The 11,840-nt window shown below is 72.3% G+C and carries 12 protein-coding genes and 1 tRNA gene; 7 read left to right on the top strand and 6 right to left on the bottom strand.

Going from position 1 to position 11,840, the window contains the following annotated elements:
- Positions 1–283: 283 nt before the first annotated feature.
- From ACSUPR_RS25890 to ACSUPR_RS25865, 6 genes are all read left to right on the top strand, one after another.
- On the top strand, positions 284–1,744 hold the full coding sequence (locus tag ACSUPR_RS25890; RefSeq protein ID WP_436887314.1) for an alanine/glycine:cation symporter family protein: 1,461 nt from the start codon (positions 284–286) through the stop codon (positions 1,742–1,744).
- A gap of 100 nt (positions 1,745–1,844) precedes the next feature.
- Complete coding sequence (locus ACSUPR_RS25885) at positions 1,845–2,828, top strand: asparaginase (RefSeq protein ID WP_436887313.1); 984 nt, start codon at positions 1,845–1,847, stop codon at positions 2,826–2,828.
- A gap of 41 nt (positions 2,829–2,869) precedes the next feature.
- A complete protein-coding gene (locus ACSUPR_RS25880) occupies positions 2,870–3,421 on the top strand; it encodes an Lrp/AsnC family transcriptional regulator (RefSeq protein WP_436887312.1) in 552 nt (183 codons plus the stop codon).
- A 319-nt stretch (positions 3,422–3,740) separates the two neighbouring features.
- Positions 3,741–4,046, top strand: coding sequence for a hypothetical protein (locus ACSUPR_RS25875; RefSeq protein WP_436887311.1), 306 nt, complete (start codon positions 3,741–3,743; stop codon positions 4,044–4,046).
- A 102-nt stretch (positions 4,047–4,148) separates the two neighbouring features.
- The gene (locus tag ACSUPR_RS25870; RefSeq protein ID WP_436887310.1) at positions 4,149–4,712 is read left to right on the top strand and encodes a helix-turn-helix domain-containing protein; all 564 of its coding nucleotides are present in this window, start codon (positions 4,149–4,151) and stop codon (positions 4,710–4,712) included.
- Positions 4,709–5,248, top strand: a complete 540-nt coding sequence (locus ACSUPR_RS25865; RefSeq protein ID WP_436887309.1) for a hypothetical protein — start codon at positions 4,709–4,711, stop codon at positions 5,246–5,248. The genes ACSUPR_RS25870 and ACSUPR_RS25865 overlap by 4 nt, the downstream gene beginning before the upstream one ends.
- Positions 5,249–5,370: 122 nt before the next feature.
- Here ACSUPR_RS25865 and ACSUPR_RS25860 read toward each other — a convergent pair.
- From ACSUPR_RS25860 to ACSUPR_RS25845, 4 genes are all read right to left on the bottom strand, one after another.
- Positions 5,371–5,444 (bottom strand) — tRNA-Val (locus ACSUPR_RS25860).
- A 64-nt stretch (positions 5,445–5,508) separates the two neighbouring features.
- Positions 5,509–5,967: a peroxiredoxin gene (locus ACSUPR_RS25855; RefSeq protein ID WP_436887308.1), complete on the bottom strand. Its 459-nt coding sequence runs from the start codon at positions 5,965–5,967 to the stop codon at positions 5,509–5,511.
- 99 nt (positions 5,968–6,066) lie between these two features.
- Positions 6,067–6,492, bottom strand: a complete 426-nt coding sequence (locus ACSUPR_RS25850) for a DUF3052 domain-containing protein (protein ID WP_436887307.1) — start codon at positions 6,490–6,492, stop codon at positions 6,067–6,069.
- A gap of 179 nt (positions 6,493–6,671) precedes the next feature.
- Positions 6,672–7,082, bottom strand: coding sequence for a YjbQ family protein (locus ACSUPR_RS25845; RefSeq protein WP_436887306.1), 411 nt, complete (start codon positions 7,080–7,082; stop codon positions 6,672–6,674).
- Positions 7,083–7,211: 129 nt separating this feature from the next.
- On the opposite strand from ACSUPR_RS25845, the gene ACSUPR_RS25840 reads away from it, so the two are divergent.
- Positions 7,212–8,867, top strand: coding sequence for an alkaline phosphatase D family protein (locus ACSUPR_RS25840; protein WP_436887305.1), 1,656 nt, complete (start codon positions 7,212–7,214; stop codon positions 8,865–8,867).
- Between the two features lie 347 nt (positions 8,868–9,214).
- On the opposite strand, the gene ACSUPR_RS25835 is transcribed toward ACSUPR_RS25840, so the two are convergent.
- Together ACSUPR_RS25835 and ACSUPR_RS25830 are read right to left on the bottom strand one after the other, a co-directional pair.
- Positions 9,215–10,267, bottom strand: coding sequence for a hypothetical protein (locus ACSUPR_RS25835; protein ID WP_436887304.1), 1,053 nt, complete (start codon positions 10,265–10,267; stop codon positions 9,215–9,217).
- 311 nt (positions 10,268–10,578) lie between these two features.
- Positions 10,579–11,793: a PucR family transcriptional regulator gene (locus ACSUPR_RS25830; RefSeq protein ID WP_436887303.1), complete on the bottom strand. Its 1,215-nt coding sequence runs from the start codon at positions 11,791–11,793 to the stop codon at positions 10,579–10,581.
- Between the last annotated feature and the right edge of the window lie 47 nt (positions 11,794–11,840).

Below are 11,840 nucleotides of genomic sequence, written 5' to 3'. Positions count from 1 at the left end.
CCGCTCGGCCGGGCTCCGCCGCCCGGCCCCGACGGGCCGCCGCCGGGCGGCCCGTCGAACGTGTGGCACGCGCCACCGCACGAAGACCCCAGGAGCCGAACAGGGTTCGGCGAAACCCCTGATCCTCCGCACGGAGAGCAGTACCTGTTGCGTCGGACCGTCGATGTGTCGACCATTGCCCACCAGCGGAAGCACGCTCCGACCACCGGTCGTGGAGCCATGTCGTGCCGGCGAGACGGATCCGGCATCCCCCGCGTGCCCGCACACGACAAGGAGCGAACATATGGATGCGCTGAACAGCGCCATCGTGGGCCTGAACGATGTCCTGTGGGCCTATCTGGTCATCCCCCTGCTGGCCATCGTCGGCGTCTACTTCACGGTGCGCTCCGGCGCGGTCCAGATCCGGCTGCTGCCCGAGATGCTGCGCTCCCTGCGCAGCGACCCGGAGACGGCCCCGGACGGGCGCAGGGCCATCTCGGCGTTCCAGGCGTTCTCGATCTCGGCGGCCTCCCGGATCGGGACGGGCAACATCGTCGGGGTGGCGGTCGCGATCGCCCTCGGCGGTCCCGGCGCGGTGCTCTGGATGTGGCTGATGGGCATCGTCATGGGTTCGGCCGCGTTCGTCGAGTCCACCCTCGCCCAGCTGTTCAAGGTCAGGGACAGGGCCGGGTTCCGCGGCGGCCCGGCGTACTACATGACGCTCGGGCTCAAGGCGAGGTGGATGGGAGTGCTGTTCGCCGTCGCCATCATCTTCACCTTCGGGTTCGCGTTCAACGCGGTTCAGGCCAACAGCATCGCCGGCGCCGTGAGCGGGTCGGTGTCGACCGCCACCGGCGCCCAGGCCCCCGGGTGGATCGCGCCCGCCGTGGGCGCCGCCCTGGCCGTCCTCGCCGCGCTCGTGATCTTCGGCGGTGTGCGCCGCATCGCCCACGTCGCGCAGACCCTGGTGCCGTTCATGGCGCTGACCTACCTCGTCATCGGCGTGGTCGTGGTCGCGATGAACATCGACCAGGTCCCCGCGGTGCTCTCCGACATCGTGGCCTCCGCGTTCGGCCTGCGCGAGTTCGGCGCCGCGGGCGTCGGCACGGCGATCATGATGGGCATCCGCCGCGGCCTGTTCTCCAACGAGGCGGGCATGGGCTCGGCCCCCAACGCGGGGGCGACCGCCTCGGTCAGCCACCCGGTCAAGCAGGGCCTGGTGCAGACGCTCGGCGTGTACTTCGACACCCTCGTCATCTGCTCGGTGACCGCCTTCATCATCCTGGTGTCCGACCCCGTGTACGGCGAGGAGGTCGGCGCCGAGCTCACCCAGCGGGCACTGGAGGCCAACCTCGGCTCCTGGGCCCTGCACCTGCTCACCGTGATCATCTTCCTGCTGGCGTTCACGTCGCTGGTCGGCAACTACTACTACGGCGAGTCCAACCTGCGGTTCCTGACCGGCCTCCCGGCGGCCCTGCCGGTGTACCGGGCGGCCGTGGTCGCCATGGTGTTCCTGGGCGCCGTCGCCTCGCTGGACCTGGTGTGGAGCTTCGCCGACGTCACCATGGGGCTCATGGCCGTGATCAACCTGGTCGCGATCGCCCCGCTCGGTGCGCTCGCCCTGCGCCTGCTCGCGGACTACCGGGAGCAGCGCAGGCGGGGCCTGGACCCGGTCTTCACCCGGGACCGGATGCCCGACGTGACCGGTATCGAGTGCTGGGAGGCCGCCCCGGCCGACGAGCGCTCCGTCCCGGACGCCCGCTGACCCCGGCGGACCACGCCGACCGCTCCACGGGTGCGGCCCGGCCCCGCCGCGGGACCGGGCCGCACCCCGACCCAGGACCCTCCGAGACGAGAAGGACACAATGCGCCAGGTCGTGCTGATCAGCACCGGCGGAACGATCGCCAGCCGCAGGATCGGGGACGGATACGCCGCCACGCTGACCGGACCGCAGATCCTCGAGGGCAGCGGTGTCTCCGACGGCCCGCGGGTGCGGGTCCGGGACCTGTTCACGGTGAACAGCTCGGCGCTCACCACGGCCCAGCAGCTGACCCTGCTGGGCGCCGTGCACGAGGCGCTGGCCGACGACGGGGTCGACGGGGTCGTGGTGACCCACGGCACCGACACGCTGGAGGAGTCGGCGTTCCTGGTCGACCTGCACCACGGCGACGACCGGCCGGTGGTGTTCACCGGTGCGCAGCGGCCGCCGGACCACGTCGACAGCGACGCCCCGGCCAACCTCCGCGACGCCCTGGCCGTCGCCGCCGACGGACGCGGCCTGGGCGCGCTGGTGGTGTTCGACGGCCTGGTGCACGCCGCACGCGGCACCATGAAAGGGCACACGCTCGCCGTCGACGGGTTCGGCGACCCGTCCGGCCCGCGGGTCGGCGAGGTCGCCGGGGGCCGGGTGCTCGTCCGGCACCGGCCTCCGCGGCCGGAGCCGCTCCCGCCGCCGGTCCCCAGCGCTCCCGCTCCCCGGGTCGACATCGTCATGCACCACGCGGGCGCCGATCCGCTGCTGCTGCGGGCCGCCGTCGCGGCCGGGGCCCAGGGCGTCGTGCTGGCCGGCGCGGGCGCAGGCAACGCCGCCCCGTCGTTCGTCGACGCCGTCGCCGAGGCGGTCTCCGCCGGAGTGCTGGTCGCGCTCACCACCCGGGTGCCCGCGGGGCCGGTCACCGGGATGTACTCCGGTGGCGGCGGGGTCGACCTGATCGCGGCCGGGGCGGTGCCGAGCGGAACCCTGCGCGCGCCGCAGACCCGGATGGCCGTGCTCTCCGCCCTGCTGCACCACACCGACCCGGCGGAGCGCACCGCGACGCTGCGTCGGCTGCTCGCCGCCGCCCCCTGAGCCGGATTCCTCCCCGTATGCGGTCCGTATCATGGGGAGCTATGGCCGCCGCAATCGAACTCGACGCGATCGACTGGGCCATCCTCGAACAGCTCCAGAAGGACGCCACGATCCCCAACAAGCAGCTGGCGGAGCAGTTGGGGATCGCCCCGTCGACCTGTCTGCTGCGCGTCCGCAGGCTGCGCGAGAGGGGCGTCATCACCGGGATCCACGCGCACGTGTCGTCGACGGCCATCGGGCTGGCGATGAACGCGATCCTGGCGGTGCAGGTGCGCCCGCACACCCGCGAGGTCTTCACCCGGTTCGTCGACTTCGCCATCGCCCTCCCGGAGACCCGCTCGCTCTACCACGTCAGCGGCGCCGAGGACTTCCTGGTCCACGTGGTGGTGGGCGACGCCGAACACCTCCAGCAGCTCGTGCTCGACGTGATGTCGCAGCGCTCCGAGGTGACCCGGGTGCAGAGCTCGGTCGTGTACGAGCAGACGGAGTTCCACGCCCTGCGCTCGCCCGACTCGCGCCAGCGCCGCCCGCCCCTGATCGCGCCCCGCCTGCGCGCCCGCACCGCCACCCGCCAGGACGCCCCGCCGAAGTAGCCCCGCCCGGGGCGGCCGAAGACCCCGGCGGGGACGCCCCGCGGGCGAAGCCCGCGCATGGGGCGGGACGACCCGCCTCCGGGGAGCCCGAGGCCGCGACACCGCCGCGTGGGGCGGCTCGGATCGTCCCCGGAGGAACCGGCCACGCCCCGCGAGGCGCGGCCCCGCGTTGCGGGAGAGGACCTCACCCACCCCGCCGGTCTGCACGGCCTCGGACACAGGGGGTGCCTCGGGGGACTCGGGGGTCTCCCCCGGGAAGCACGAAGGACGACCCTGCGAGGCGGCCGAAGGCCCCCGAGCAGGATCCTCCCGGAGTGGAGTGGACCCTGCGCAGGCCGACCACAACCCTGCCCACTTCGTCGCCAAGCTCGAAGCCCTCCTCCGCGAGCTGCCCGCACCGACAGCGCCCCTCCCCCAGCACAAGAAACCCACGAAGAAGCCGGGCACCGCGAAGCGCCTCAAGCCCCACGAGGCAGACGAGCTGATCACCGCCTACCGAGCAGGCATGAACGTCTGCACACTGGGGGAGCGCCTCGGCATCACCCGGCAGACGGTGAATGCCGTCCTCGAACGCCACCGCGTTCGGACGCGATGGAACTGCCGATCCACGAAGCGGATTCGATGATCGCCCACCGGACTTGTGGTCCATGCCTGGGCGTGAGACCCGATCCTTGTACACCAGCACCGCCAGGAGGTTACACTTATTACAGTTAATGAGGAGGGCGACATGGCCACAACACTGAACAGAGTGGTGGAGGACCTCGCTCCGCCGGCGTCGGAAGAGCAGCGGGAAGCCACCCGAGCAGCGATCAGCCAGATCCTCAGCGACACAGCACAGGTGGCACTGAGTCTGCCCGGCGGAGAAGAGTACCGACTCGACAGAGACGAACTGCGAGTTCTCCTGGCGATCGCCCTTGCCAGGGCGAACGGCCAACGCGTCTCCGTCATCAGCCACGACGTGATGCTCAGCCCACAGCAGGCGGCCGAACTGCTCGGTGTGTCCCGGCCTATGGTGTACCGCTTCATCGAGCGCGGCGATCTGGCCGCAACACGGGTGGGCACGCACTGGAGGCTTCTGACCGCGGACGTACTCACGCTTGCGGAGCGTCGAACGCGACTCGCCGACGGTGTTGACACCGGACTCGACCACGTTGCCCGGGCAATGGCTTCCTCGCGCCGAGGAACCGCAGCCAAGGATGGAGCGAAGGAGAGTTGGCGTGCAGCGACTCCCGAGCAGAAGGAAGCATCTTTGGAGCGGGTACGTCGCAGGACGAGGAGCCGGCGTCAGTGAACGAGGGAGGTTCCCTTCTGGGTGTCGTACTGGACGCAAACGTCTACATCGACGCTGTCAGTGGCGACAACCTGGAGGTTCTCGGTGACCCGCTGGAGTTCGACGGCATACCGTCACTTCCTCCCCGGCGGGTGCATCCAAGCCTGCACGTCCTCGGAGTTATCCGTGATGGCGGGATCCTGGGACGGGGATATGCCTTGGAGGTCAGCGAGCACATCCTCGCCATGGTCGATCACAGGCTGATCGACGCAGGATGGATGGAATCGGATGTGGACGCCTACATCGATCTCATCTGCGATCTGGCCGAGCTGTCCGGAGGCGGCTACTACAGGGACGTTCCGCAGACGCAACATGACTGCGAGGACCCCGAGGACAATCTCATTCTCGACCTGGCTGCCTTCACCGATGCATCTCTGATCGTCAGCAACGACAGTGACCTGCTCGTTCTCGGTCGTCCGAACGGGTGGAAAGGTCGGGGCATCGTTTCTCCCGCCGACTTCACCAAGCGAGCCGAAGCCGCGATGCGTTACAGGTGAGACGGTCACGCCGAAGGCACTGGCGGTCGCCCGCACCGGGGCGATCGGAAGTTCCCTGGAGGGAGAACGAGACGACCCTGCGAGGCGGCCGAAGGCCCCCGAGCAGGATCGTCCCGAGTCCGTGGGCGCGAAGGGACTCGAACCCCTGACCTATTGCTTGTAAGGCAATTGCTCTGACCAGCTGAGCTACGCGCCCTTGCGTCGCAGGCGATCATACCGCTTCGCGGAGGCGGCCCGCGCGCGGTCGTCCGCGCCCCGGTTCAGGCCAGGGCGCGCAGTTGTTCGAGGTAGTCCTCGGTGTCGCGGGGCTCGGAGATCGGCGCGAGCACGGTCCAGCGGACGACGCCCTCGGCGTCGATGAGGAAGGTGCCCCGGCGGGCGGTGCCCCGCCCGGGGTCGAGGACGCCGTAGGCGTCGGCGACGGCACCGTGCGGCCAGAAGTCGGAGAGCAGCGCGAACGGGAACGCCTCCCGGTCCGACCAGGTGCGCAGGGCGAAGACCGAGTCCACCGAGATGGCCAGGACCGTGCCCAGTTCGGCGAGCTCGGTGTGGCGTGCGGCGAGCTCGGCGAGCTCGGCGGAGCACACCCCGGAGAACGCCAGCGGGTAGAACACCGCCAGGACCGGCCGGCCGCGCAGCGCGGACAGGGTGGTGTCCCGTCCGTACTGGTCCTGGAGGGTGAAGTCGGGGGCGACGGCCCCCGGTGAGATGTCCGTCATGCTTCGTTCGTTCGGTCGTGTGCGGGCGTCCCTCAGCGCCGCGCGCCCGCAGGCGGGACGCGCGGCACCGGATTCCTCACCCCGTACGGGTGACGTCCGTCACCGCTTGGGCACGACCAGGCGCGTTCCCGACCAGTCCGCCCCGACGCTCACCGCACTGGTCTGGGACAGACCGGAGGTGCTGGCCGCCTCGGCGACGTCGTTGGGGGACACGTGCAGTTCACGGCCCGCTTTGGGAGTCAGGACCAGGATCGTGCCGCCGTCCGCGATGGTGGTCACCACGTCGACGAGGGCGTCGGTCAGGTCGTCCTCCTCATCGGATCGCCACCACAGCAGCGCCGCATCGACGTCACCGTCGTAATCCTCGTCGACCAGCTCCTCACCGGTGAGCTCGGCGATGGATGCGCGCAGGCCCTCGTCGACGTCGTCGTCGAACCCGAATTCCTGCACCACCTGACCCGGCTTGAATCCGAGTCGGTCAGCCAAGCCACGCTCGCTCTGTGCCTGGCCCGCGGTCGCGCTCACGAAAGTTCTCCTCCACAGATGGTTTTTCTCAATCTTGCCTGCACGAAGCAGTTGTCACAACGATGCCGGGCCTTTTCCGCCACCCGTCACATGCACCCGCGACCATCGCTGATGGCCTAGTTCACACGCTAGCGGGCCCCTCCGTCAACGTATCCCCCTCGCAGGGCCGCCCTCACGGCTCACCCGGAGGAGAGGAAGGACAGCCGTACCGTGCGGTCGGGGTTGTCCACGTTGAGGTCGACCACGGCGATGGACTGCCATGTTCCCAGTCCGAGACGGCCCGAGAACACCGGAACGGTGGTCTGCGGCGCGATGTAGGCGGGCATGACGTGCGACCTGCCGTGTCCCCGCGACCCGTGCCGGTGCCGCCACCGGTCGTCGGCGGGCAGCAGGTCGTCGAGGTTGGCCAGGAGGTCGTCGTCGGAGCCCGCGCCGAGTTCGATGATCGCCACACCCGCGGTGGAGTGCGGGACGAAGACGTTGAGCAGTCCGTCCCCTCCGCTCTGGGCGACGAATTCGTCGCACCGGCCGGTGATGTCGGTGATGCTCTCCGATCCGCCGGTGTGCAGCTCCAGGATCTGTGTCCGCATAGCGCCACCTTCGCGCAGGCCGGGCTCTCGTGCAACCATCCCGTTTTCGGCCTGTGGATGGCGATACGGTCCGGGAGGGGCCATACTCGTCCACTACGTGAGCCGACCCGGCCGAAACGAGGGAGAACGGTGACCGCCTCTTTACCGCTGGGGCCCGTGCTGCGGCATGTCGGCCCGACCAGCGCCACCGTGTGGGTGCAGGCGTCCGCGCCCGGCCGGGTCCGGGTGGTGGCGGACGGCGGTGTGACGGCGGTCGCGGACACGTTCACCGTGCACGGCCACCACTATGCGGTGTGCGAGGTCACAGGTCTGGAGCCGGGGTCGGTGCTGCCCTACGAGGTGTTCCTGGACGAGGAGCGGGTGTGGCCGGAACCGGGGTCGGCGCTGCCGCCGAGCACGCTGCGCACCCTCGCCCCGGACGCACCGACCCGGCTGCTGTACGGCTCGTGCCGCACCCCCACCGGCGACGCCCCCGAGGGGGTGGTCGGCTACGGGCCCGACCTGCTGCGCGCGACGGCCCGGCGGCTGGCCCGGGAGCCGGTGGAGGGGAACCTGGTGCTGCTCCTCATCGGCGACCAGGTGTACGCCGACGAGGTCCAGGAGCCGATGCGCGCGTTCCTGCGCGGGCACCGGGAGGGCACCGGCGCCGACGGCCCCGCGGACGAGGTCGTCCACTTCGACGAGTACGCCGAGCTGTACCGGCAGGCGTGGAGCGACCCGCAGGTGCGGTGGCTGCTGTCGACGGTGCCGACCCTGATGGTGTTCGACGACCACGACATCCGCGACGACTGGAACACCTCGGCGGCCTGGCGGCGCGACATGGACGCCCGCCCCTGGTGGCGTACCCGGATCACGGCCGGGCTGGGCGCCTACTGGGTGTACCAGCATGTGGGCAACCTCTCCCCCGAGGCCCGGGACAAGGACCCGTTGTGGGTGCGGGTACGGGCCGCCCGCGTCGACGCCGGGGACGAGGTGGACGCGTTCGCCCTGCGGGCCCACGAGGAGCCGGAGTCCTACCGGTGGAGCCACCGCCACGACATCGGCGGGGTGCGGGTGCTGATGCTGGACACCCGGTGCGGCCGCGCCCTGGGCGAGGGCGACCCCTCGGACGGCTCCCGGTCCATCCTGGGCCCGTCCGGGCACGCCTGGCTGGACGACCACCTGACCGGGGGCCCCGACCACGTGGTGGTGGCCTCGACGGTGCCGGTGCTGCTGCCGCCCGCGGTGCACCACCTGGAGGCGTGGAACGAGGCGGTGTGCGCGGGCGCATGGGGAGGATGGCTGCGCGGGCCCGCCGAACGGCTGCGCCAGGCCCTGGACCTGGAGCACTGGGGCGCCTTCCGGTACTCGTTCGGGCGGCTGGCGGACACGGTGGGCCGGGTGGCGCGCGGCGAGCGCGGTCCGGCCCCGGCGTCGGTGCTGCTGCTCAGCGGAGACGTCCACTTCTCCTACACCGCCCCGGTCCGGCACCGCGACGTCGGCGAGGGCGGTTCGGCGATCCTCCAGCTGGTGTCCTCCCCCCTGTGCAACCGGCTGCCGGCGAACTTCCGCCGGATGGCGCGGCTGTCGGCGAGCGCGCCGGTGCACCTGGCGGGGCGGATCATGACGTGGCTGGCACGGGTGCCGCCCTCCCCGCTGCGCTGGCGGCTGTCCTCGGGGCTCTACTTCGGCAACACCATCGGCGAGGTGTCCTTCACCGGCCGCACCGCGCAGGCCCGCTGGTACCACATGGCCGAGGGCGGGCCTGACGCCCTGCCCGAGGTGCACTCCACCGTCGACGTGTGAGCCCCGAGAGGGTCCGGGGCGCCCCACGGCCCCGCCCGTGCCACTCGGACCGCGGACCGCGGGCACACCCCCTGCCCGTGCCCGCGGAGCGGACCGACCGGCCCTCCCGTGCCCACAGGGCCGCTCGGGCGCGCTCCGCCTTCCACGGCCCGGCGCGGCCGCTGGGCGGGGCCCACGAGGTGTGGGCGCCCGGGGCCCGGAACGCGGCCCGGCCGTCCTGCGGGCAGGGTGGCGCCGGTGTCTCGCCCGGGCCGGTCGAAAAGCGCCGCCCCCGGGCCGAGCGGACCGGGGGCGGGGGGTGCGGCCCGGAGCCGGCCGCGGGGTCGGGGCGGCGGCTCCGGAACCGGTCAGGGCTTGTGCGGGTGGGGCCGGGTGGTGGAGTGGCCGCGGCGGTTCCTGCGCACGGCCAGGCCCAGGGCCCCGCTGCCGCGCTCGATGATCTGCCGGGCGGCCCGGTTGACGGTGGCGCGCGGCCCGGACTCCTCGCGCTTCTTCTGCGCCGCGTCCTCCGACGTTCCGTCGGACGCCCCGTCCCCGTCGGCGGCCTCGCCGCCCAGGTGCGGGAGCACCGCGGTGGGCTTCACCTCGGTCAGGTGCGGCAGGACCGCGGTGGGCTCCTCGCCGTCCTCGTTCCCCCCGGTGCCGCGCGGCGCGTCCCCCGCCGGGTCGGCGCCCAGGTGCGGGACGACCTCGGTGGGCTCGTCCGCCCCGGCGGCCGGCGGGGCCACCGGGCGGAGCAGGTCGGTGCGCTCGTTGGCGGACACCGCCTCCTCACCGCCGTGCTCGGCCTCCTCGCGGACGGCCCTGCGCCAGGCCCGCTCGGCGAGCTTCTGCCGCATGGACTCGCGGGAGCGCTCGATGCGGTGGGACCGCCAGGCCCTGACCGCCGGGGTGACGATCGGCCAGGTCACCTTGGCCGGGCGGGAGAGCGCGTGCCACAGGTACGCGGTGGTGCCCCACGCCTCCATGGCGCGGCGGGCCCGGGTGATGGTGAAGAAGGTCGGCATCGCCAGCAGCAGCTGCGGCACGGCCAGCGCCAGGGCCGCCAGCAGCGGGTACAGCCCGCCGCCCACCAGCGCCGCCGCGGCCCCGATCACCATCGTGGTCAGGGCCAGGGCGATGCGCAGCCCGGTGAACTGGCGGAACCGGTGCAGCGCCCGGCGGGCGGACACCGGCGGGGCCAGCCCCTCGGGCAGGGGGGTGGGCTGGACGATGAGCGACATCAGCAGCGTGCCCACACCCACACACGTCGCCAGCAGGATCGTCCACCCCGCCGCCGACAGGGAGCCGCCCACGAGCAGGGCGACCAGCCCGACCACGGGAAGCGGCGCGGGCAACCAGAACAGCACCCGTCTGCGCAGCTCGCCCTCCTGCGTCGGCTGGAGAACGAACTCGGCCACCGGATTGTCGGTCCAGGACCATTTCCTCGGTCGTTCGACCACTGCCTTGACCCCCAAGAACGTCGTGACCCGACGGTGCGCGAAAGCCCCCGCCCGGGAGTGTCCTCGAACCGGGCGGACCTCGCGCTTCACCGTTACAAAGCTATCCCTTTTCATGCGGTCCCCGGTCGCACACGGGCAGTGATACACATACCCGGCGCAGGTGAAACTCGGATAAGGGCGCACGCATGGTGGGCTAACGATCAGGTTACGGCCCGGGTTCCGGGTTAGACAGGGTCCGGGCCGCTCAGCGACGAACGACACATTCCGCGTCAGCCCTCCCCGGCCCCCGCGAGCCGTCCCAGCGCGACGGCGATCCGCAGCACGAACGATCCCCGCCCGTCGGAGGGCGTGTGCCCGGTCAGCTCGGCGATCCGGCTCAGCCGGTAGCGCACCGTGTTGGGGTGGACGAACAGCATGCGGGCCGTCGCCTCCAGCGACGACGCGTGCTCCAGGTACACCGACAGGGTGTCCAGCAGCGGTGACCCGGCGCCCGCCAGCGGCAGGTACACCTCCCGCACCAGCTGGGCGCGCGCCTCGGCCTCTCCCTGGAGCGCCCGCTCCGGCAGCAGGTCGGCGGCCGACACCGGACGCGGCGCGTCCGGCCAGGCCACCGCGGCCCGCAGCCCGCTGACGGCGGCCCGCGCCGACGCCCCGGCCGACCGCAGGTCGGGCACGACCGGTCCGACCACCACCGGCCCCGGGCCGAACAGCCCGGTCAGGGGCTCGGCGGCGGCGCCGGGCAGGTCCTGGGCGGGGTAGCGCTCGCCCACCCCCACCACGACGACCACGCGCCGCCCCTGGGTCCCGGCCAGGACGTCGTGGCCCAGGCGGCGCGCGGCGGCGCGCAGGTCGTCCAGGACCTTGGCCTCGTCGTCGCCCTCGGCGATCTCCCCGGCCAGCGTGATCACCGGGGTGAGCGACCAGCCCAGCGCCGACCCCCAGGTCTGGAGCCCGTCCTCCCGGTCGCCGTGCAGGAGGGCGTCGACGATGAGCGCCTCCAGCCGGGCGTCCCAGGCCCCGCGCGCCTCGGCGGCGCGCGCGTAGACCTTGGCGGAGCTGAACGCCACCTCGCGCGTGTAGCGCAGCACCGCCTCGCGCAGCTGCTGGGCGCCGCCGGGCGCGGCCAGCTCGTCGACCTGGCCCTCGACGACCTCGATGACGACGCGGATCATGTCGACGGTCTGCTGGAGGGAGACCGACCGGGTCAGCTCGCGCGGGGCGGTGCCGAAGACCTCGACGGTGATGGCGGGGCGGCCGCGCCTGGGATTGCGGAACCAGTCGACGAAGGCCGCCACGCCCGACTGCGCGACCAGGCCCACCCAGGAGCGGTCCTGGGCCGACATGCGGCGGAACCAGCCCAGGCGTTCCTCCATGCGGACGACGGCGGCGGTGCCCAGCGCGCCCATGGAGCGCTCCAGGCGGCGTACCGTTTCGGCGCGGACGCGCTCCTGCTCGTCGGTCCCGTCGTTCTCATCGGTGTTCACCCCTCTAGGTTCGCATCCCCCGGGCCCGGCGGCCGCGGCCCGCCCCG

Origin of the sequence: Nocardiopsis dassonvillei (assembly GCF_964273065.1) — a bacterium.
Taxonomy (GTDB): Bacteria; Actinomycetota; Actinomycetes; order Streptosporangiales; family Streptosporangiaceae; genus Nocardiopsis; species Nocardiopsis dassonvillei_B.
This window is presented reverse-complemented; position numbering and strand designations above follow the sequence as displayed.